At 73.2% G+C, this 21,420-nt stretch carries 19 protein-coding genes and 1 tRNA gene; 18 read left to right on the top strand and 2 right to left on the bottom strand.

Going from position 1 to position 21,420, the window contains the following annotated elements:
* Positions 1–40 precede the first annotated feature (40 nt).
* The 16 genes from rpoZ (at position 41) to BF93_RS02345 (ending at position 19,062) form a co-directional block, all read left to right on the top strand.
* On the top strand, positions 41–394 hold the full coding sequence (gene rpoZ / locus BF93_RS02420) for a DNA-directed RNA polymerase subunit omega (RefSeq protein WP_038370293.1): 354 nt from the start codon (positions 41–43) through the stop codon (positions 392–394).
* Position 395: 1 nt separating this feature from the next.
* Entirely contained in the window at positions 396–1,673 is a 1,278-nt protein-coding gene (gene coaBC / locus BF93_RS02415) for a bifunctional phosphopantothenoylcysteine decarboxylase/phosphopantothenate--cysteine ligase CoaBC (protein ID WP_038370292.1), read from the top strand.
* Positions 1,670–2,878 (top strand): methionine adenosyltransferase, encoded by a 1,209-nt coding sequence (metK, locus tag BF93_RS02410; RefSeq protein WP_038370290.1) that lies wholly within the window; start codon positions 1,670–1,672, stop codon positions 2,876–2,878. The genes coaBC and metK overlap by 4 nt, the downstream gene beginning before the upstream one ends.
* Positions 2,875–3,252: a phosphoribosyl-AMP cyclohydrolase gene (gene hisI / locus BF93_RS02405; protein ID WP_038370288.1), complete on the top strand. Its 378-nt coding sequence runs from the start codon at positions 2,875–2,877 to the stop codon at positions 3,250–3,252. The genes metK and hisI overlap by 4 nt, the downstream gene beginning before the upstream one ends.
* Positions 3,249–4,880 (top strand): anthranilate synthase component I, encoded by a 1,632-nt coding sequence (locus BF93_RS02400; protein WP_084148186.1) that lies wholly within the window; start codon positions 3,249–3,251, stop codon positions 4,878–4,880. The genes hisI and BF93_RS02400 overlap by 4 nt, the downstream gene beginning before the upstream one ends.
* Positions 4,877–5,539: a Trp biosynthesis-associated membrane protein gene (locus tag BF93_RS02395; protein ID WP_051486423.1), complete on the top strand. Its 663-nt coding sequence runs from the start codon at positions 4,877–4,879 to the stop codon at positions 5,537–5,539. Before BF93_RS02400 ends, BF93_RS02395 begins: the two co-directional genes overlap by 4 nt.
* 83 nt (positions 5,540–5,622) lie before the next feature.
* Positions 5,623–5,862, top strand: a complete 240-nt coding sequence (locus BF93_RS02390; protein ID WP_038370287.1) for an HGxxPAAW family protein — start codon at positions 5,623–5,625, stop codon at positions 5,860–5,862.
* On the top strand, positions 5,859–6,308 hold the full coding sequence (locus BF93_RS02385; RefSeq protein WP_038370286.1) for a DUF2752 domain-containing protein: 450 nt from the start codon (positions 5,859–5,861) through the stop codon (positions 6,306–6,308). Before BF93_RS02390 ends, BF93_RS02385 begins: the two co-directional genes overlap by 4 nt.
* 31 nt (positions 6,309–6,339) lie before the next feature.
* Positions 6,340–7,191, top strand: coding sequence for an indole-3-glycerol phosphate synthase TrpC (gene trpC, locus BF93_RS02380; protein WP_038370285.1), 852 nt, complete (start codon positions 6,340–6,342; stop codon positions 7,189–7,191).
* Between the two features lie 53 nt (positions 7,192–7,244).
* Positions 7,245–8,549, top strand: coding sequence for a tryptophan synthase subunit beta (gene trpB, locus BF93_RS02375; protein WP_051486462.1), 1,305 nt, complete (start codon positions 7,245–7,247; stop codon positions 8,547–8,549).
* Entirely contained in the window at positions 8,546–9,403 is an 858-nt protein-coding gene (gene trpA / locus BF93_RS02370; protein WP_051486422.1) for a tryptophan synthase subunit alpha, read from the top strand. Before trpB ends, trpA begins: the two co-directional genes overlap by 4 nt.
* A complete protein-coding gene (gene lgt / locus BF93_RS02365) occupies positions 9,400–10,311 on the top strand; it encodes a prolipoprotein diacylglyceryl transferase (RefSeq protein ID WP_051486421.1) in 912 nt (303 codons plus the stop codon). Before trpA ends, lgt begins: the two co-directional genes overlap by 4 nt.
* Positions 10,312–10,434: 123 nt before the next feature.
* Positions 10,435–14,994: a glutamate synthase large subunit gene (gene gltB, locus BF93_RS02360; protein ID WP_038370283.1), complete on the top strand. Its 4,560-nt coding sequence runs from the start codon at positions 10,435–10,437 to the stop codon at positions 14,992–14,994.
* Entirely contained in the window at positions 14,987–16,468 is a 1,482-nt protein-coding gene (locus tag BF93_RS02355; RefSeq protein ID WP_038370281.1) for a glutamate synthase subunit beta, read from the top strand. Before gltB ends, BF93_RS02355 begins: the two co-directional genes overlap by 8 nt.
* A 96-nt stretch (positions 16,469–16,564) precedes the next feature.
* Entirely contained in the window at positions 16,565–18,037 is a 1,473-nt protein-coding gene (gene pyk, locus BF93_RS02350) for a pyruvate kinase (RefSeq protein WP_038370280.1), read from the top strand.
* A 185-nt stretch (positions 18,038–18,222) separates the two neighbouring features.
* On the top strand, positions 18,223–19,062 hold the full coding sequence (locus tag BF93_RS02345) for an alpha/beta fold hydrolase (protein ID WP_198025322.1): 840 nt from the start codon (positions 18,223–18,225) through the stop codon (positions 19,060–19,062).
* 112 nt (positions 19,063–19,174) lie between these two features.
* Here BF93_RS02345 and BF93_RS02340 read toward each other — a convergent pair whose 3' ends face one another.
* Positions 19,175–19,558, bottom strand: a complete 384-nt coding sequence (locus tag BF93_RS02340; protein WP_232226155.1) for a P-loop NTPase family protein — start codon at positions 19,556–19,558, stop codon at positions 19,175–19,177.
* A 321-nt stretch (positions 19,559–19,879) separates the two neighbouring features.
* On the opposite strand from BF93_RS02340, the gene BF93_RS02335 reads away from it, so the two are divergent.
* Positions 19,880–20,449, top strand: a complete 570-nt coding sequence (locus tag BF93_RS02335; protein ID WP_038370278.1) for a GNAT family N-acetyltransferase — start codon at positions 19,880–19,882, stop codon at positions 20,447–20,449.
* A 103-nt stretch (positions 20,450–20,552) separates the two neighbouring features.
* On the top strand, positions 20,553–21,080 hold the full coding sequence (locus BF93_RS02330) for a hypothetical protein (RefSeq protein WP_051486420.1): 528 nt from the start codon (positions 20,553–20,555) through the stop codon (positions 21,078–21,080).
* 92 nt (positions 21,081–21,172) lie between these two features.
* Here BF93_RS02330 and BF93_RS02325 read toward each other — a convergent pair.
* Positions 21,173–21,255: transfer RNA gene (locus BF93_RS02325), tRNA-Leu, on the bottom strand.
* Positions 21,256–21,420 lie beyond the last annotated feature (165 nt).

Raw genomic sequence — 21,420 nt, 5'->3', positions numbered from 1 at the left:
CCTGGTGCGTCGGACCCACCCCACTACCGAAGGGACAGACGTGTTCGGAACCGTCGCTCAGCCCGAGGGCATCACGAATCCGCCGATCGACCGTCTGCTCGAGGACGTCGATTCCAAGTACGCGCTCGTCCTGTACGCATCGCAGCGCGCCCGCCAGATCAACGCCTACTACGCGCAGCTCTCCGAGGGCCTGCTCGAGTTCGTGGGGCCCCTGGTCGACGTGGACAACCAGGAGAAGCCGCTGTCCATCGCCCTGCGCGAGATCGACGAGGGCCTGCTGACCGTCCGCGAGGTCGACGAGAGCGAGCTCGCCGAGTCCCAGCCCGACGGCCCCGCGCCGCTCGAGCTCGGCGACGACGCGCCCGAGGTCCCGCTGGCGGACTTCAAGTTCTGACATGACCGCCGCGCGCGCACTGGCCGGAGCCCGTGTGATCGTCGGCGTCGGAGGCGGCATCGCCGCCTACAAGGCCGCGCACGTGGTGCGCGGCCTTGTCGCGTCCGGGGCCGAGGTCCGTGTCATCCCCACCGCCTCCTCGCTCGAGTTCGTCGGCGCCGCGACCTGGGAGGCTCTCAGCCACCAGCGCGTCATCACGAGCGTGTTCGAGGACGTCGACCAGGTCGCGCACGTGCGCCTGGGGCAGGAGGCCGACCTCGTCCTCGTGGTCCCGGCGACCGCCGACCTCCTCGCCCGGGTGCGCATGGGGCGCGCCGACGACCTGCTGGCCGCGACCCTGCTGGTCGCCCGCGGGCCCGTCGTGCTCGCCCCGGCCATGCACACCGAGATGTGGCTGCATCCCGCGACCGTCGAGAACGTGGAGGTGCTGCGCTCGCGCGGGACCACGGTGCTCGAGCCCGCCGTGGGGCGCCTCACCGGCCCCGACACCGGTCCCGGCCGCCTGCCCGAGCCCGAGGCGATCCTCGCCGCGGCCGCCGCGGTGCTGGCCGCCCCGTGCGAGGACGCCAGCGGCGCCCCGGTGCGGGACCTCCAGGGGGTGCGCGTGCTCGTGAGCGCCGGCGGCACCCGCGAGGAGATCGACCCGGTCCGCTACATCGCCAACCATTCCTCCGGGAAGCAGGGCTGGGCGCTCGCCCACGCCGCCCTCGCCCGCGGGGCGCAGGTCACCCTCGTCGCGGCGAACGTCGAGCTCGAGACCCCTCCGGGAGCGGAACGGGTGGACGTGCGCAGCGCCGCGGAGCTCGCGGCCGCCGTCGCCGAGCAGCGCGAGCAGGCGGACGTGCTCGTCATGGCCGCCGCCGTCGCCGACTTCACCCCGACGACCCGGTCCGCCGCCAAGATCAAGAAGGTCGACGGCCAGGACGCCCCGGCGATCCCCCTGACCCGGACCCCCGACGTGCTGCGCGGCAGCGTGCTGGCCCGCAACGAGGACCCGGGCACGGCGCCGCGGCTGATCGTGGGCTTCGCGGCGGAGACCGGGTCCGAGCACGAGTCCTCCCTCGAGCTGGCCCGGCAGAAGGCGCGCCGCAAGGGCGCGGACCTCCTGGTGTTCAACGACCTGACCGCCGGCGTGTTCGGCGCGGACTCCAACAGCGTGCGCATCCTGGACGCCGCCGGGGCCGATGTGGGAGAGGTCACCGGCAGCAAGCTGCATGTGGCCCACGGTGTGCTCGACCAGGTCGTCGCCCTGCTCGGGGACGTACCCTTGCAGGCATGAGCTCGAGCGCGCTTCGCTACTTCACCTCCGAGTCCGTCACCGAGGGCCACCCGGACAAGATCTGCGACCAGATCTCCGATGCCATCCTCGACGATCTCCTCTCCCAGGACCGCGACGCCCGCGTCGCCGTCGAGACCATGGTGACCACCGGTCTCGTCCATGTGGCGGGGGAGGTGCGCACCCAGGGGTACAGCGACGTCGCCCGCATCGTCCGCGACGTCATCCGCGACATCGGCTACGACTCGAGCCTGAAGGGCTTCGACGCGGACAGCTGCGGCATCGAGGTCTCCATCGGCGCGCAGTCCGCGGACATCGCCGCGGGTGTGGACGAGTCCTTCGAGACCCGCGCCGGCGCCGAGGCGGAGGCCTTCGCCTCCCTCGGGGCCGGGGACCAGGGCCTCATGTTCGGCTACGCCTGCAACGACACCCCCGAGCTCATGCCGCTGCCGATCCACGCCGCGCACCGGCTGTCCACGAACCTCTCGACCGCGCGCCGCGACGGCGTCCTGCCGTACCTGCGTCCGGACGGCAAGACCCAGGTGACCATCGGCTACGACGACGAGGGCGTGGCCCGCAGCGTGGACACCATCGTCGTGTCCACCCAGCACGCCGAGGAGGTCGAGCTGCTCACCCAGCTCGACCCGGCGATCCAGGGCGTGGTGATCGCCCCGGTGCTCGAGGAGCTCGCGGGCTTCGGCCTGGACACCTCGGACGTCACCGTCCACGTGAACCCCTCGGGGCGCTTCGTCATCGGCGGGCCCAAGGGCGACGCCGGCCTGACGGGCCGCAAGATCATCGTGGACACCTACGGGGGCATGGCCCGGCACGGCGGCGGGGCGTTCAGCGGCAAGGATCCCAGCAAGGTGGACCGCTCCGGGGCGTACGCCATGCGCTGGGTCGCCAAGAACATCGTCGCCGCCGGGCTCGCGGACCGCGCCGAGGTGCAGGTCGCCTACGCGATCGGCGTCGCCCAGCCGGTGGGCCTGTACGTCGAGACCTTCGGCACGGGCCGCGCCCCCGACCATGTCATCGCCGCCGCCGTGCGCAAGGTCTTCGACCTGCGCCCCGCCGCGATCATCGACGCCCTGGACCTGCTGCGGCCCATCTACCGGCGCACCTCGGTGCACGGGCACTTCGGCCGGGAGCTGCCCGAGTTCACCTGGGAGCGCCGGGACCGCGCCGACGAGCTGCAGAGGGCCCTGTGAGCGCGACCGCCCTGGACCCCGCCCTGGCCGACCGTCTCAAGCGCGACGAGCACGGACTGGTCTGCGCCGTCGTCCAGGACGCCACCAGCCGCGACGTCCTCATGGTCGGCTGGATGGACGACGAGGCGCTGCGCCGCACCCTCTCCGAGGGCCGGGTCACGTTCTGGTCCCGCAGCCGCCGGGAGTACTGGCGCAAGGGGGACACCAGCGGCCACGTGCAGTGGGTCCGCGGCATCGCCCTGGACTGCGACGGCGACACCCTCCTGGTCCAGGTCGACCAGGTCGGCGCGGCCTGCCATCGCGGCACCACCACCTGCTTCGACGGCGGTGACCTGCCCGCCGTCGTGATCGATCCCCAGGAGCGCCGGGCATGAGCGAGCACGCAGCGCGGCCCGGCGCGGGCCGGGCCCCGTCCTACCCGGAGCTCGTGGCCGGGATCGAGGGGGATCGCCTCGGCGTCGTCCAGCCCGACCGCGAGACCTTCCGCGCCCTCGCCGCGCGGCAGCGGATCGTGCCGGTCACGATCCGCCTCCTCGCCGACGAGGACACGCCGATCACGCTGTACCGCCGCCTCACCGACGGCGACGACCCCCGCGGCACCTTCCTCCTGGAATCGGCGGGGGAGGGGGAGCAGTCCCGCTGGTCGATCATCGGGGCCCGAGCCCGGGCCATCCTCACCGAGAAGGAGGGGAAGGCCCACTGGATCGGCGACGTGCCCGCGGGCCTTCCCGAGGCCGAGGACCCGATGGAGGCGCTGCGCGTGCTCACGGCGGAGTTCCGGGCCGCCCGCCTGCCGCACCTGCCGCCCTTCACCGGCGGCCTGGTCGGCTTCATCGCCTACGACGCGGTGCGGCACTGGGAGAACCTCCCGGACTCCCCGCCCGACGAGCTGGGGCTGCCGGACCTCTCCCTCCAGCTGGCCCAGGACGTCGCCGTCCACGACGCCCACGACGCCACCGTGCTGCTGGTCGCCAACGCCCTGAACATCGACGGGGCCGACGCCGGGGTCGACGCGGCCTACGACGACGCCGTCTCCCGCCTGGAGGACATGCTCGAGCGCCTGCGCCGGCCGCTGGCCCCGGGCGCGGCCGTGTACGACGTGGTGCGCGACGCCGCGCCGAAGGCCCGCACCGCGCAGCGCGAGTACGAGGCCTCGGTGCGCTCGGCCGTGCAGGACATCATCGACGGCGAGATCTTCCAGGTCGTCCCCTCCCAGCGGTTCTCCCTGCCCACGGCCGAGGACCCGCTGGACGTCTACCGCGTGCTGCGGCGGATGAACCCCAGCCCGTACATGTTCCTGCTGCGCGGCGTGGACGCGCAGGGGCGCGCCGTCGACGTGGTCGGGGCGAGCCCGGAGTCGCTGGTGACGGTGCGCGGCAGCATCGCCACCACGCACCCGATCGCGGGCTCCCGGCCCCGCGGCGAGGACCCCGCCGCGGACGAGGCCCTGGCCGCGGAGCTCCTGGCCGACCCCAAGGAGCGCTCCGAGCACCTGATGCTGGTGGACCTCGCCCGCAACGACCTGCAGCGGTTCTGCGAGCCCGGCAGCGTGGTGGTGCGCGACTTCATGCACATCCAGCGCTACTCCCACATCCAGCACATCGTCTCCACCGTGACCGGCAGCATCCGCGAGGACATGACCGCCTACGACGCCCTGCGCTCGACGTTCCCGGCGGGGACCCTCTCCGGGGCGCCGAAGCCGAGCGCCATGCGGATCATCGACCGGCTCGAACCGGTGCGCCGCGGCATCTACGGCGGCACCGTCGGCTACATCGACTTCGCCGGGGACATGGACATGGCCATCGCGATCCGCACTGCCGTGATCACCGACGGCACCGCCCATGTCCAGTCCGGCGGCGGGGTGGTCGCCGACTCGGACCCGACCATGGAGCACCGCGAGGCGCAGTCCAAGGCGGCCGCCGCCCTGCGCGCCGTCGCCAGCGCGCAGACCCTGCGGGGGATCGGCGCCCGGGGCGACGGGACGTCGGGGACGGGCCGATGAGCCGCCGCAGCGCCGTCCTGCTGGGCCTGCTGCTCTCCGCGGCGATGGCGGGACTGACCCGCACCACCTGGACCACCGCGAGCGCGATCGACCTCGCCGGCACCAGCCGCGACCTCGCGATCCTGGGCGGGGACGCCGCCCCGACCGTGGTGGCGCTGGCCCTGGTGGGCATCGCCGCGAGCCTGGCCACCTCGCTGTCCTCCGCTTGGATCCGCCTGGTGACCGGCCCCGTTCTCGTCCTCGTCGGCCTCGGCGCGGGCGCGAGCGCGCTGCAGGTGCGCCGGGACCCGCTGGCCGCCTCGAGGTCGAGCATCGCCGAGTCCGTCGGCGTGATCGGCGGGGATGCCTCCGCCCAGGCCACCGCGTGGCCTCTCGCCGTGCTCGCGCCCGCCCTCGGCCTGGTGCTGCTCGGCGTGCTGGTGCTGCGCCGGGGCGGCCGCTGGCCCCGCTCCTCCCGCTACCGCCGGACCGTCGCGGCCGATGCGCCGGAGACGGCCTTCGACCCCGCATCGGACCCGGCCGGGGCCTGGGACGCCCTGTCGCTGGGGGAGGACCCCAGCGCGGCCGCGCCCGAGGAGGAGGACGAGCCCGCCGCGCCCGAGGAGGACCGGGGTTCCGCGCCCGACAGCGCGCCCCGCAGCGGGCCCGGGCAGGCCTGATCGGCTCCGTCCCCGGTGCTGCGAGCGTGGCACAATGGGGGCGTCCTCGCCCCTGTGCCTCGCACCCGTCTGAAGAAGGATCCATGCCTCAGACCTACGCCGTTCCGCCCGCCCCGCCGCACAACGAGGGCAAGACCGTCGCCGCCTGGTCGATGACCGTGGGCGTCGTCGCCGGATCGGTCGTGGCCGCATTCGGTCTCGCGATCATGAATCTCCTGCTCATCGTGATCGGCTCGGTGGTCATCGTCGCGGCGATCATCGTGAGCGTCGCGCTGCGGTTCGCGGGCTTCGGCCAGAAGCGCTCCAGGGTCGCCAGGACGTGACCGCGGCGGCTCGGACCGACCGCGCCGCCCTCCGTGCGCGCCGCGCCGTCCTGCCCGCCGCGATCCTCGCGGCGGCCGGGGCGGGCGCCGTGCTCCTCCAGGTCACCTTCGATCCGTTCCGGCAGCACGTCCCGCTGTGCCTCGTGAACTCGCTGACGGGCCTCGAGTGCCCCGGCTGCGGGGCCACCCGGGCCGTGCACGCCCTGCTCGACGGCGACCTTCCGCTGGCCCTGCAGAACAACGCCCTGGTGATCCTGGCCATCCCGGTGGCCCTGGCCCTGCTGATCCGCTGGGCCGTCCGGCGCGCCCGCGGCGTCACGGCGGCGCCTCCCGCGCCGTCCCGCGGCGTCGTGCTGGCGGTCCTCGGGCTGGTCGCGGTCTACACCGTCGCCCGGAACCTGCCCGGGTTCGCATTCCTCGCCCCGACCTCGCTGGTCGGGGCATGACCCCCATCCCTCGGCCCCCAGGAGACCATCCGTGACGAGCACCGGCACCGTCCTCGACGAGATCATCGCGGGAGTCCGCGAGGACATGGCCGAGCGCCGTGCCCGCGTGAACGACGCCGCCCTGCGGCGCCTGGCGGCGCAGGTCGCCCCCGCCCTCGACGCCCGCGCCTCGATCGCCGGGGACGGCACCACCATGGGACTGATCGCGGAGGTCAAGCGCGCCAGCCCCTCCAAGGGGGAGCTGGCGGACATCGCCGATCCCGCACAGCTGGCCCTCGCCTACGCCGGGGCGGGTGCCGGGGCGATCAGCGTGCTCACCGAGCAGCGTCGCTTCCGCGGAAGCCTCGCGGACCTGGACGCCGTGCGCCGCGCCGTGGACGTCCCGGTCCTGCGCAAGGACTTCGTGGTGGACCCCTACCAGGTCCATGAGGCGCGCGCCCACGGCGCCGATCTGGTCCTGCTGATCGTCGCCGCCCTCGACGACGAGGAGCTGCGCAGCCTGTACGACCTCGTCGGCGAGCTCGGCATGCAGTCCCTCGTGGAGACGCACACCGAGGCCGAGCTCGAGCGCGCCCTGGACCTCGGCGCCGAGATCATCGGCGTCAACGCCCGCGACCTGAAGACCCTCGACGTCGACCTGGAGCGCGCCTCCGGGCTCATCGCGCAGATCCCGCCCGGCCCGCTGGCGATCGCCGAGTCCGCGGTCGCCGGGCCCGCCGACGTCGAGGCCTATGCCGCGGCCGGCGCCGATGCGGTGCTGGTCGGGGAGGCCCTGGTGACCGGCGCGGATCCCGCCGGGACCGCCTGCGCCTTCCGCGCCGTGCCGCGGGGCACCCGCGCCGCCGCCCCCGAGACCGATTCCACGAAGGGACCCTCCGCGTGAGCACACCCCAGAACCCGACCGGACCGACCGGACGTCCGAGCGTCGCCGAGGAGCTGCGCGCGCAGACCGGGCCGTACTTCGGGGACTTCGGCGGCAGGTTCCTGCCCGAGGCCCTGGTGCCCGCGCTCGACGAGCTCACGGAGGTCTACGAGAAGGCCCTGGTGGACCCGGAGTTCGTCGCCGAGCTGCAGCGCCTGGCCGCGGAGTACACGGGACGCCCGTCCCTGCTGAGCGAGGCCCCCCGCTTCTCCGAGCTCGCCGGCGGGGCCCGCATCCTGCTCAAGCGCGAGGACCTCAACCACACGGGCAGCCACAAGATCAACAACGTGCTCGGCCAGGCGCTCCTGACCCGGCGCATGGGCAAGACCCGGGTGATCGCGGAGACGGGCGCCGGCCAGCACGGCGTCGCCACGGCCACCGCCGCGGCGCTGTTCGGCCTGGACTGCACGATCTACATGGGCGAGGAGGACACCCAGCGGCAGGCCCTGAACGTCGCCCGGATGCGCCTGCTCGGCGCCGAGGTCGTGCCCGTCACGCACGGCTCGCGCACCCTCAAGGACGCCATCAACGAGGCCTTCCGCGACTGGGTCACCAACGTCGCCACCACCCACTACCTGCTGGGGACCGTCGCCGGGCCCCACCCGTTCCCGGTGATGGTGCGCAACTTCCACCGGATCATCGGCGAAGAGGCGCGCAGCCAGGTCCTGGAGCGCGCCGGGCGCCTCCCGGACGCCGCGGTCGCCTGCGTGGGCGGCGGCTCCAACGCCATGGGACTGTTCCATGCCTTCCTCGACGACCCGGAGGTGCGCCTGCTGGGCTGCGAGGCCGGGGGCGACGGGGTGGCGACCGGCCGGCACAGCGCCACCATCGGCGGCGGCCGCCCCGGCGTCCTGCACGGCGCGCGCTCGATGGTGATGCAGGACGAGGACGGCCAGACCATCGAGTCGCACTCCGTGAGCGCGGGCCTGGACTATCCCAGCGTCGGGCCCGAGCACGCATGGCTCGCGGACATCGGCCGGGCGGAGTACCGGGCGGTGGACGACGACGCCGCCATGGAGGCCTTCGCCCTGCTGTCGATGACCGAGGGCATCATGCCCGCGCTGGAGTCCGCGCACGCCCTAGCCGGCGCGCTGGAGCTGGGCCGGGAGCTGGGCCCCGACGCCGTCATCGTCGTGTGCCTGTCCGGGCGCGGGGACAAGGACGTGCACACCGCCTCGAGCTGGTTCGGCCTGCTCGGAGACGAGGAGCCGGGCCGCGGGGACCTGCAGGCCCTGCGCGCCCGGGCCCGCGAGGCGCTGGCCGCGACCGAGGCGCGCACCGTCGCCGCCCGCCCCACCACCCCTGAGGAGATGGCATGAGCAGCCCCACCGCCGCGCCCCACGACCCCCGCGGCGCCGCGGCCCCGCTGCGCGCCGGGGACGTCCTCGAGCGCACCCGCGCCGAGGGGCGCCCCGCGCTGATCGGATACCTCCCCGTCGGCTTCCCCGACCTGGAGGGCTCGATCGCCGCGGCCGCGACCCTGATCGACCACGGCGTCGACATGATCGAGCTGGGCCTGCCCTTCTCGGACCCGGTGATGGACGGCCCGGTGATCCAGGAGGCCGCCACCCGCGCCCTCGCCGGCGGCACCCGCACCCGCGACGTGCTGCGCGCAGTCTCCGAGCTGTCCGGGCGCGGCGCCGCGATCGTGGTCATGTCCTACTGGAACCCGATCCTCGCCTACGGCGTGGACGCCTTCGCGCGGGACCTCGCCGCCGCCGGCGGCGCCGGGCTGATCACCCCCGACCTCACGCCCGACGAGGCAGGGGAGTGGATCGCCGCGAGCGAGGCCCACGGCCTGGACCGGGTTTTCCTCGTCGCCCCCAGCTCCCCGCGGGACCGCCTGGAGTACGTCGTCGGCCACACCCGCGGGTTCGTGTACGCCGCCAGCACCATGGGCGTGACCGGCACCCGCACCTCCGTCTCCGCCGCCACCGAGGGCCTGGTCGAGCGCACCCGCGAGGCGGGGGCCCGGAACGTGTGCGTCGGCCTCGGCGTCTCCACGGGGGAGCAGGCCGCCGAGGTCGGCGCCTATGCCGACGGCGTGATCGTCGGCTCCGCCTTCGTGCGGGCCCTGCTCGAGGCCGAGCCCGGGGACCTCGCCCCGCTCGCCGCCGTCGCCGACGACCTGCGCGCCGGCATCGACCGGGCCCGTCCGGGGGCGCGCCCATGATCCTCGCCGGCATCCCCAGCTCCCCGATCTCCGCGCTGTCGATCGGTCCTCTGACCATCCACTTCTATGCGCTGTGCATCCTCGCGGGGATCGGCGTGGCCATGTGGTGGGCCACGAAGCGCTGGGTGTTCCGCGGCGGCGACGGGGACGATCTGTTCGACGTCGTCTTCGCCGCGGTGATCGCCGGCATCATCGGCGCCCGCCTCTGGCACGTCATCTCCTCGCCGGAGCCCTACTTCGGGCCCGACGGGGATCTCGGCTCGGTGCTGCGGATCTGGGAGGGCGGCCTCGCCATCTGGGGCGCCGTGGCCGGCGGCGCGCTCGCGGTGTGGTTCATGGCCCGCCGCAAGCAGGTCTCCTTCACCGTCCTGGCGGACACCATCGCCCCCACGCTGATGGTCGCGCAGGCCATCGGCCGCCTCGGCAACTGGTTCAACCAGGAGCTGTACGGCCCGCCCACGGACCTGCCCTGGGGCTGGGAGATCACCTGCGTCACCAACGGCGCACCGATCCCCGGCTGCGAGCCCGGCACCTACCACCCGACCTTCCTGTACGAGATGCTGTGGAACCTCGGCGGCGTGGTGCTGCTGCTGTTCCTCGCGCGCCGCTTCTCGCTGGGCGGCGGCCGGATCTTCTGGGCCTACGCCGCGATCTACTCGAGCGGCCGCGCCTGGATCGACGCGATGCGCACCGAGGAGGTCTTCATGGTCGGCCCGCTGCGCATCCACACCGTCGTCGCGCTGCTCACCGTGATCCTCGCCGTGGTGATGGTCATCCTCCTCACGCGGCGCAAGGCCGCGCGCGGCGGCGAGGCCGTCGCGGCCGACGGGTCCTTCACCCTCCCGGACACCACGCCGACCAGCACAGATACCGCCCCCGACACCAGCGCCGAAAGGCAAGACACGTAGTCTCGGATCGTGAAACCGGAGGGCCGCGGCGTGCGCCGCCGTGCATAGAATGCGGCCCCCGGTGTCCGCGATGGTGCTCCTGCGAAGGACACCGCCGTTCCCACCACCGGAAGGGGTGTTTCCATGCATCCGCTGTCCTCCCGCTTCTCGGCGCTCCCCGACGCCCAGGGCCTGTACCGTCCCGAGGACGAGCATGACGCCTGCGGCGTCGCCATGGTCGCCACGCTGCGGGGACGGGCCGGGCACGACATCGTCGAGCACGCCCTGACCGCCCTGGAGAACCTGGACCACCGCGGCGCCGTCGGCGCCGAGGAGAACACCGGCGACGGCGCCGGCATCATCACCCAGATGCCCGATGCGTTCGAGCGCGCCGTCGCGCCCGTGGAGCTGCCCGCCCCGGGCGCCTACGCCACCGGCATCGGCTTCCTGCCCCAGCACCCCGCCGTGCGGTCCGCCGAGCAGCGCCGCCTGGCCGAGCTCGCCGCCGAGGAGGGCCTGGAGATCCTCGGCTGGCGCGACGTCCCCGTCGTGGACGGCCTGGTCGGCCCCTCCGCCAAGGACACCCAGCCGTACTTCGCCCAGCCCTTCGTCGTGGACGCGGCGGGGGAGCGCACCGGTCTCGCGCTCGAGCGCGCCGTGTTCGTGCTGCGCCGCCGCGCGGAGCACGAGCTGCAGACCTACTTCCCCTCGCTGTCCACGCGCACGCTGGTGTACAAGGGCATGCTCACCACCGCGCAGCTGGGGAACTTCTTCCCCGACCTGCACGACGAGCGCTTCACCTCGATGCTCTCGATCGTCCACTCGCGCTTCTCGACCAACACCTTCCCCTCCTGGCCGCTCGCGCATCCCTTCCGCGTGCTCGCCCACAACGGCGAGATCAACACCGTCGGCGGAAACCGCAACCGCCTGCGCGCCGCCGAGGGCCGCATGGCCACCGACGCCTTCGGCGAGGACTTCTCCCGCCTGCTCCCGGTCAACGCCGAAGGAGCCTCCGACTCCGCGAGCCTGGACGAGATCCTCGAGCTGCTGCACCTCTCGGGCCGCTCGCTGCCGCACGCGCTGATGATGCTCGTGCCGGAGCCGTGGGAGAACGACGCCACGATGGACCCGGACCTGCGCGGGTTCTACGAGTTCCACTCGATGCTGCAGGAGCCGTGGGACGGCCCGGCCGCCCTCGTGTTCACCGACGGCACGCAGGTCGGCGCCAAGCTCGACCGCAACGGCCTGCGCCCCCTGCGCTACTGGGTGGGCGAGGACGGCCTGGTCGTGCTCGGCTCCGAGGCCGGGCTCATCCCCATGGCGCCCGACGCCATCGCCCGCAAGGGACGCGTCGCGCCCGGCGAGATCTTCGTCGTGGACACCGAGCAGGGCCGCATCATCGAGTCCGACGAGGTCAAGGCCGAGGTGGTGGGCCTGCACCCGTGGCGCGCCTGGGTCGCCGAGCAGAAGGTGCACGTCTCCTCCCTGCCCGAGCGCGAGCACGTCTCCCACTCCCGCTCCTCCGTGGTGCGCCGCCAGCAGACCTTCGGGTACACCGAGGAGGAGCTGCGCATCCTCATCGCCCCGATGGCCGCCAAGGGCGCCGAGCCGATCGGCGCGATGGGCACCGACACGCCCATCGCCGTGCTCTCGGACCGCCCGCGCCTGCTGTTCGACTACTTCACGCAGGTCTTCGCCCAGGTGACGAACCCGCCGCTGGACTCGATCCGGGAGGCCGTGGTCACGAGCCTCGGCGTGACGATCGGCGAGTCCCGCAACCTGCTGGACGCCACGCCCCTGCACGGGCGCCAGCTCGGCCTGGACTTCCCGGTGATCGACAACGACCAGCTGGCGAAGATCGTCGCGGTCTCCGCGAACCCCAACACCGCGGACTTCCACACCGTGCGTCTGCGGGGGCTGTACCCCGTCGCCGGCGGCACCGAGGCCCTCGCCGGCCGGCTGCAGGAGATCTGCGACGAGGCCGTGGCGGCGATCGACGACGGCGCGACCTTCCTGGTGCTCTCGGACCGCGACTCCAACCAGGTCCTCGCCCCGATCCCGAGCCTGCTGCTGACCAGCGCCGTGCACCATCACCTGGTGCGCACCGGGCGCCGCACCCACGCGGCCCTGCTGGTCGAGGCCGGCGACGTGCGCGAGGTGCACCATGTCGCGCTGCTGATCGCCTACGGGGCGAGCGCGGTGAACCCGTACCTGGCCATGGAGACCGCCGAGGATCTCGTGGCCCGCGACGTGGTGGGCGGGGTGAGCGCCGACGAGGCGGTCCACAACCTCATCCACGGCCTGGGCAAGGGCGTCGTGAAGATCATGTCGAAGATCGGCATCTCCACGGTCGCCTCCTACCGCGGCAGCCAGATGTTCGAGGCCGTGGGCCTGTCCAGCGAGCTGATCGACACCTACTTCCCGGGCACCACCAGCCGCATCGAGGGCATCGGGCTGGACGTCATCGCCCAGGAGACCGCCGCCCGGCACGCGCTGGCCTACCCCCTCGAGGGCGTCAGCAACGCCCACCGCCGCCTCCCGGTCGGCGGGGAGTACCAGTGGCGCCGCGAGGGCGAGCCGCACCTGTTCACCCCCGAGACCGTGTTCCGCCTGCAGCACTCCACGCGCACCCGCCAGTACGACGAGTTCCGCAGGTACACCGACCAGGTCGACGACCAGTCCCAGCGGCTGATGACCCTGCGCGGCCTCATGCGCCTGCGCACCGACGAGACCACCGCGATCCCGATCGAGGAGGTCGAGCCGGTCAGCTCGATCGTCAAGCGCTTCATGACCGGGGCGATGAGCTACGGCTCCATCTCCCGGGAGGCGCACGAGACCCTCGCGATCGCCATGAACCGCCTGGGCGGCATGTCCAACTCGGGCGAGGGCGGCGAGGACACCGAGCGCCTGCACGACCCGGAGCGGCGCAGCGCCATCAAGCAGATCGCCTCCGGCCGCTTCGGCGTGACCAGCGAGTACCTCACCTTCGCCCGGGACATCCAGATCAAGATGGCCCAGGGCGCCAAGCCCGGCGAGGGCGGGCAGCTGCCCCCGCAGAAGGTCTACCCGTGGATCGCCCGGACCCGGCACTCCACGCCCGGGATCGGCCTGATCTCGCCGCCTCCGCACCACGACATCTACTCCATCGAGGATCTGGCGCAGCTGATCCACGACGCGAAGTCCGCGAACCCCGCGGCGCGCATCCACGTGAAGCTGGTCTCCCGCTTCGGCGTGGGGACCGTCGCCACGGGCGTGTCCAAGGCGCATGCGGACGTCGTGCTGATCTCCGGCCACGACGGCGGCACCGGCGCGAGCCCGCTGAACTCCCTCAAGCACGCCGGCACGCCCTGGGAGATCGGTCTCGCCGAGACCCAGCAGACGCTCCTGCTGAACGGACTGCGCGACCGCATCACCGTGCAGGTCGACGGGCAGATGAAGACCGGCCGCGACGTCGTCATCGCCGCCCTGCTGGGCGCCGAGGAGTTCGGCTTCGCGACCGCTCCGCTGGTCGTCTCGGGATGCATCATGATGCGCGTGTGCCACCTGGACACCTGCCCGGTGGGCGTGGCCACGCAGAACCCCGAGCTGCGCGAGCGCTTCACCGGCACCCCGGAGTTCGTGGTGACGTTCTTCGAGTACATCGCCGAGCAGGTGCGCGAGCACCTCGCCGCCCTCGGGCTGCGCTCGGTCGAGGAGGCCGTGGGCCGCATCGACCTGCTGGACGTGGACGAGGCGCACCGCCACTACAAGCAGCAGGGCCTGGACCTCAGCCCCGTGCTGGCCCGGCCCGAGATCCACCCCGGGGACTTCCCGCGGCGCCGTCGCGGGCAGGACCATGCCCTCGAGCTGGCGGCCGACGTCAGCTGGATCGAGGCGGCCGCCCCCGCGCTGGAGAAGGGCGAGCCCGTCCTCATCGTCGACGAGCTGCGCAACATCCAGCGCACCGCCGGCACCCTGCTGGGCCACGAGGTCACCCGCCGGTACCGCGGCGAGGGCCTGCCCGAGGACACCATCCGCCTGCAGCTGACCGGCACCGGCGGCCAGTCCCTCGGCGCCTTCCTGCCCTCCGGCGTGACCATGGAGCTCACCGGGGACGCCAACGACTACGTCGGCAAGGGGCTCTCCGGCGGCATCATCGCGATCGGCCACGGCGCGGGCACCCCCGCCTCGCGGGCCTCCGCCGCGATCGCCGGGAACACCTGCGCCTACGGCGCGACCAGCGGGCGCATGTTCCTCGCCGGCCGCGCGGGCGAGCGCTTCGGCGTCCGCAACTCCGGGGCGACGCTGGTCGTCGAGGGCATCGGCGACCACGGCGCCGAGTACATGACCGGCGGCGCGATCGTCGTGCTGGGCCCCATCGGCCGCAACCTCGGCGCCGGCATGAGCGGCGGCACGCTGTTCGTGCTGGACCTGGACGAGTCGCGGATCAACCCCGATGATCTGCCCGGCTTCCAGGTCGGCCCCGTGCGCGCCGACCACCGTGACTTCGTCCTGGACGCCGTGCGCGAGCATGCCCGCCGCACCGGCTCCGACCTCGCCGCCGAGCTGCTGTCCGATGAGGACGCGCTGCTCGGACGGCTGCGCGAGATCGTCCCCACCGAGTTCCTGCGGGTGACGGCTCTGCGCGAGGATGCCCTCGAAGCGGGCATCGACCCCGACTCCCACGAGGTGTGGAACACGATCCTGGAGGGCTCGAATGGCTGATCCGCGCGGATTCCTGAAGAACCGGGAGCGCGAGCTGCCCCCGCGCCGTCCCGTCCCGCTGCGCCTGATGGACTGGCGCGAGGTGTACGAAGTGCGCGAGAAGGGCCAGCTGGGCCTCGTGCCCCGCCAGGCCGGACGCTGCATGGACTGCGGCATCGCGTTCTGCCACCAGGGCTGCCCGCTGGGCAACCTCATCCCCGAGTGGAACGAGCTCGTCTACCGCGAGGACTGGCACGAGGCCAGCGAGCGGCTGCACGCGACGAACAACTTCCCGGAGTTCACCGGCCGCGCCTGCCCGGCGCCGTGCGAGTCCAGCTGCGTGCTGGGCATCAACCAGCCGCCGGTGACCATCAAGAACGTCGAGGTCTCCATCGTGGAGAAGGCGTTCGACGAGGACTGGGTCACCCCCGTGGAGCCGACCCGCCAGACCGGCAAGTCCGTGGCCGTGGTCGGATCCGGCCCCGCCGGCCTGGCCGCCGCCCAGCAGCTCACCCGCGCCGGGCACACCGTGGTGGTGCTCGAGAAGTCCGACCGCATCGGCGGGCTGCTGCGCTACGGCATCCCCGAGTTCAAGCTCGAGAAGCGCTTCGTCGAGCGCCGCCTGGAGCAGATGGAGGCCGAGGGCACCCGCTTCCGCACCGGCGTCGACGTCGGCGGCACCGGGGAGGGCGCGGTGAGCATGGAGTCGCTGCAGGCCCGCTTCGACGCGGTCGTCCTCGCGATCGGCGCCTCCCGCCCGCGCGACCTGCCGGTCGCCGGCCGCGAGGCCTCCGGCATACACATGGCGATGGAGTACCTCACCGAGGCGAACCGCCGGGTCGAGGGCGACACCCTCGAGGACCCGATCGACGCCCACGGCAAGGACGTCATCATCATCGGCGGCGGCGACACGGGCGCGGACTGCCTGGGCACCGCGCTGCGCCAGGGCGCCCGCTCCGTGACCACCCTCGCGATCGGCGTGCAGCCGCCCGAGGAGCGCGACCCCGAGCGCCACCCCTGGCCCACCCACCCGGTGCTGCTGGAGGTCTCCGGCGCCCACGAGGAGGGCGGGGAGCGCTCGTACCTGGCCTCCACCACCGGCTTCGAGGTCGACGAGCAGGGGCACGTGGCCGGCATCCAGGTCGCCCGCACCCAGTTCGTCGACGGCCGCCGCGTGCCCACCCCGGGCACCGAGCAGGTGCTGCCCGCGCAGCTCGTGCTGATCGCCATGGGGTTCCAGGGCCCCGAGCAGGACGGCGCCGTCTCGGAGCTCGGACTCGAGCTCGACTCCCGCGGCAACATCGGCCACGCCGCGGACTGGGCCACCTCGGCCCCCGGCGTGTTCACCGCGGGCGACTGCGCCCGAGGCCAGAGCCTCATCGTGTGGGCCATCGCCGAGGGGCGCTCCTGCGCCGCCGCGGTCGATGCGTACCTCATGGGCTCCTCGGCGCTGCCCGCGCCGGTGAGCCCCGGTGAGTTGCCGATTACACTGTGACTGGATCTCGGTGCTGCGACCCCTCCGGCCGGTGCGCCCCCATGCGCACCGGCCGAGGGGCGCGCCCACAACAGCGACTACAACAGATGGGTTGTCATGCGTAAAGCGAAGATCGTCTGCACTCTCGGGCCCGCGACGAACACCTATGAGCAGATCAGGACGCTCATCGAGTCCGGGATGAACGTGGCTCGGATGAACCTCAGCCACGGGACTCACGACGACCACGAGAAGGTGTACGCGAACATCCGCCGCGCCGCCGACGACCTCGGACGCAACGTCGCCGTGCTGGTCGACCTGCAGGGCCCCAAGATCCGTCTGGGCAAGTTCGAGGACGGCCCGCACCAGCTCGAGGTCGGCGACAGCTTCGTCATCACCACCGAGGACATCATCGGCACCCGCGAGCGGGTCTCCACGACGTTCAAGGGCCTGCCGGGCGACTGCCGCCCCGGCGACGTCCTGCTGATCGACGACGGCAAGGTCTCCGTGCGCGTCACCGAGGTCACCGACACCGACGTCCGCACCGTCGTCGAGGTCCCCGGTCCGGTCTCCGACTCCAAGGGCATCAACCTCCCGGGCGTGGCCGTCTCCGTCCCCGCCATGAGCGAGAAGGACATCGCGGACCTGCGCTGGGGCCTGCGCCTCGGCGCGGACCTCATCGCCCTGTCCTTCGTGCGCGACGCGCACGACATGGACGACGTGCTGCGCATCATGCACGAGGAGGAGCGCCGCGTCCCCGTCATCGCCAAGATCGAGAAGCCGCAGGCCGTGCGCGCCCTGCGCCAGATCGTCGGCGCCTTCGACGGCATCATGGTCGCCCGCGGCGACCTCGGCGTCGAGCTGCCCCTGGAGCAGGTGCCGCTGGTGCAGAAGCGCGCCATCGAGCTCGCCCGCCGCAACGCGAAGCCGGTCATCGTCGCCACCCAGGTGCTCGAGTCGATGATCACCGCCCCGCGCCCCACCCGCGCCGAGGCCTCCGACTGCGCCAACGCGATCCTCGACGGCGCGGACGCCGTCATGCTCTCCGGCGAGACCAGCGTCGGCGCGTACCCCTTCGAGGCGGTCCGCACCATGGCGCGGATCATCACCAACACGGAGGAGAACGGCGCCGATCGCATCATGCCGCTGGGCACCATCCCGCACACCCGCGGCGGTGCCATCACCCGCGCGGCCGCGGAGATCGGCGACCAGCTCTCCGCCCAGTACCTCGTGACCTTCACCGAGTCCGGCGACACCGCCCGCCGCCTGGCGCGCCTGCGCCCGACCATCCCCCTGCTGGCGATGACCCCGTACGAGCATGTGCGCCACCAGCTGTCGATGTCCTGGGGCATCGAGGCGCAGCTGGTGCCGATGCAGCGCAACACCGACGAGATGGTCCGCGTCGTCGACGACCTGCTGCGCGAGCAGAAGGGCCTGCAGCCCGGCGACCTCGTGATCATCGCCGCCGGTTCGCCCCCCGGCGTGCACGGCTCGACCAACACGCTGCGCGTGCACCGCATCGGTGACCTCGACGGCACCGAGTCGGCCCGCATCGAGGCCGATCGCATCGCCCAGGGTCCGCAGGACATCTGAGATCCGCCTCCGACGGGGGCCTTCCGCTGCGGCGGGAGGCCCCCGTCGGCGTTCGGGCCGTCTCGTCCTCGGGACGGGGACGCGGCCCAGCGCCGCCACCGCGCTCCGGTGCGCCGGCGCATCCCCGAACGCATGATCCACGACAGACGACGCCGGCATCGGTGTCGGGGAGGACCCGGACCACGTTGACGCACCCTCCCGCCGAGCACGCCGTCGTGCTCCTGCACGGCTGGCCGGTGACGCCGGCCCACTGGCGCGGGCTGCTCCCCGCCCTGCGCCGTGCCGGATTCGCGCCCCTCCCGGTCACCCTGCCCGGCCTCGGCGCAGCCCCCGGGGATACGCCTGACCTCCGCAAGAGCGCTCTCGCGCGCGGACTGCAGGAGAAGCTCGCCGGGCTCGGGCACGCGCGGTTCGCGGTCATCGGACATGACTGGGGAGGATCGGTCGCCGCCCTCCTGGCCGCGGCGATGCCCGAGGCGGTCAGCGCGCTGGTGATCGAGGAGGAGATCCTGCCGGGAGTCGAGGTCGACATCCCCGCTCCGGGAGCCGACCACTATCCGACCTGGCATGGCCCGTTCAACCGGGTGCCGGGGCTGGCCGAGCAGCTCGTCCCGGGACGCGAGGAGGCCTACTACGGCTCCTTCCTGACGCAGAGCGCCGGTCCGGCCGGGCTGGAGCCGGAGATCCACCGCACCTATGTCGACGCCTACCGCACAGAAGGCGTCCTCGCCGCCGGGCTCGGCTACTACCGCACGCGCTCCGGCGACCTGGCAGATGTCGGGCAGCTGAGGAGGGACCCGATCTCCACGCCCGTCCTCGCGATCGGGGGTCGCTATGCGATGGGTTCCGCGGTCGCCGACGGCCTGCGAACGGTCGCGACGGACGTGCGCGGCCTCGTCCTGGAGCAGTCCGGGCACTATCCGGTCGAGCAGGAGCCGGAGACGGCCGCGCGAGCCATCGTCGAGTTCCTGAGCACCTGCGGCCGGGGCGAGACGCCGATCTCGGGGACGCGCCACGCGCCGTAGCGGGCACCGTGTCGCTGCCCGGATGTCGATCCGCCGATGAGCTCGGGGGAGGGTGCCGGCCAGGCCGGACGGCGGCGAGGGCGATGGGCCCTGCACCGCGGGCGTCCGTCCGTCAGATGTGCGGCTGCCAGTCCAGGACGCGACGGCACAGCTCGTCGACCGGCTGCGCGGACTCCAGGCGCAGGACGGGCTTCCGGAGCGTCTCCAGCCAGGCCTCGTGGGACCGGCGGCTGCGGCGGGGGAAGGCGGGGTCGTCGTACCCTATGGCCCATGCGAGGAAGGCGGACGTGGACGCGTCGTCGATGCTCTCGCCCTCTCGCCGGACATCCTGCCGACGCTCCAGGCGTCGCCGGCGCTCGTCCGGATCGAGGGTCAGGAAGACCACGGCGTCGCACCGATCGATCACGGAACGGCCCCAGCTGGTGATGTCCCCGGAGAGGACCCATGCCGCCCGCGGGACGAACATCGCCTCCATGAGCGCCACCCTCTCGTCCACGGAACGCGGCGTAGTGTACGCGGGGCTCGTCGGCACCCAGTAGAAGTCGTCGCTGTCGGCATGAGGGACCGACCAGGCCGTTGCCACCGCGCGACCGAGGGTCGTCGCCCCTGCGCCGGAGGCACCCATCACGTTCAGTCGGCACGGTCTCATCGGATCAGTATCTCGGGTGGCTGCCCGCCTGCTCGAGGGGGATGCTCGGGTCGAGCGGGTCCCTGCCCCGGACCGAGGAGGACAACGGGGCCCATCGGCGCGCGCGACCGTGCCGGGCAGCCGATCCACCGCCGCCTCCTGAGCTGGTCCGGGAGGTAGCGTGCAGCCATGACCGTTCCCGTGCGCGATGCGACCGCCGACGACATCCCCGGTGCTGCGCGGATGCTAGCCGCCGCCTTCGCCGAGTACCCGTGGACCCGCTGGTCGATCCCCGCCGCCGACTATGCGGCGCGCCTGGAGGAGCTGCAGGGGATCTACCTGCGTCATGCCCTCCGATGCGGGATCGTGCTCGTGGACGAGGCGCGACGCGGCGTCGCGGCGCTGCTCCCGCCCGATGCCCCGGAGCCCGCCGCAGCCGATCAGGCGCGGATCGCAGAGCTGATGGGGGAGAGGCTCGACGCCCTGCGCGCGGTCGAGCTCCCGCAGCGCCCTGCGGACTCCTGGGACCTGGCCGTGGTCGGCGTCCATCCCGACAGCTGGGGGAGGGGGATCGCCTCCGCGATCCTGACCGAGGGGCTGCGGCGCCTCGATGCCCGTCGCGCCACGACGTCCGTGGAGACCTCGGATGCCCGGAACGTGGCGCTGTATGCGCGGCATGGCTTCACCCCGACCGCGACGACCCGCATCCCCGACGGGCCGTCGGTCCACGCGATGCTGCGCGAACCGGCCAACCCGTGATGCGACGGACGCCCGCGCCCCGAGGCATGGCCGTTCGGGTCCCGCTGCGTAGCCGGCAGCGCGGCGGACTGGCGCGCACAGGACTCTTCGACGGGGCGAGACCGTGAACGCTCGCCTCCCAGCCGGCGCGCTGGTCACGGTCTGCGCACCTCCCGGCACGGGCAAGTCCACGGCGCTGCCCCATCTGATCGCGCGAGCCCATGGACGCGCCGTCGTCGCCGACATCGACGAGGTGCTCGAGGACGGCTCCCTCCTGGGCGTGAGGATCGCCGATGCCGCGGCGGCGCCGATCTGGCCCGCCTACGACCGTCTCTGGGCCCGGATCGCCGGGTTCGTGACCCGGGCCGGCGTCGACATGGTCCTCCTCACGCAGGTGCCCGATGCCCGTCCCGCGCCGGCTGCGGGGACGCTCCTCGGCTGGGAGGTCGACGACGAGCTGAGGGCCGCCCGCCTCCGAGGGCGCGGCGCGACCGAGGCGACCGTCCTCGACGCGCGATCGGACGCCAGGGCGCTGCGCGCGCTGCTGCCCGCGACGTCGATCGTCCGCACCCGCGGGGAGCAGACGCCGCAGGAATGCGCCGATCAGCTCTGGTTGGCCATCGAGCCCCATCTGGGCTCGTCCCGTCACTGAGGATGCCCTTCCGATGGGGAGTTCGCGTCCGTTCGCCCCGACCATCGGCTCCTGCCCCGGGATCGCTCCGGGCCAGGGGCCGGGAGCTCCGGTACCGGGTGCGGGACTCGAACCCGCACGCCCTTGCGGACAGCGCATTTTGAGTGCGCCGCGTCTACCATTCCGCCAACCCGGCGAGGATGCTCACGTCACCTGCCCGAACAGGGCACGGGACGCAGAGCCTGGACTAGGATATCCGAGGAAGACATCTGCTCCCGACCGGCTTCCGCCCCGATCAGCATCGGCTGCATGCGCCCTGCGCGTGCCGTCCGGAGATCGCCGAGGCGGTCGCGGCCCGCGG

It is taken from the genome of Brachybacterium phenoliresistens (assembly GCF_000576425.1).
Classification (GTDB): Bacteria; Actinomycetota; Actinomycetes; order Actinomycetales; family Dermabacteraceae; genus Brachybacterium; species Brachybacterium phenoliresistens.
Note: the sequence above shows the minus strand (reverse complement) of the source record. Positions and strands in the feature narration are given on the sequence as shown.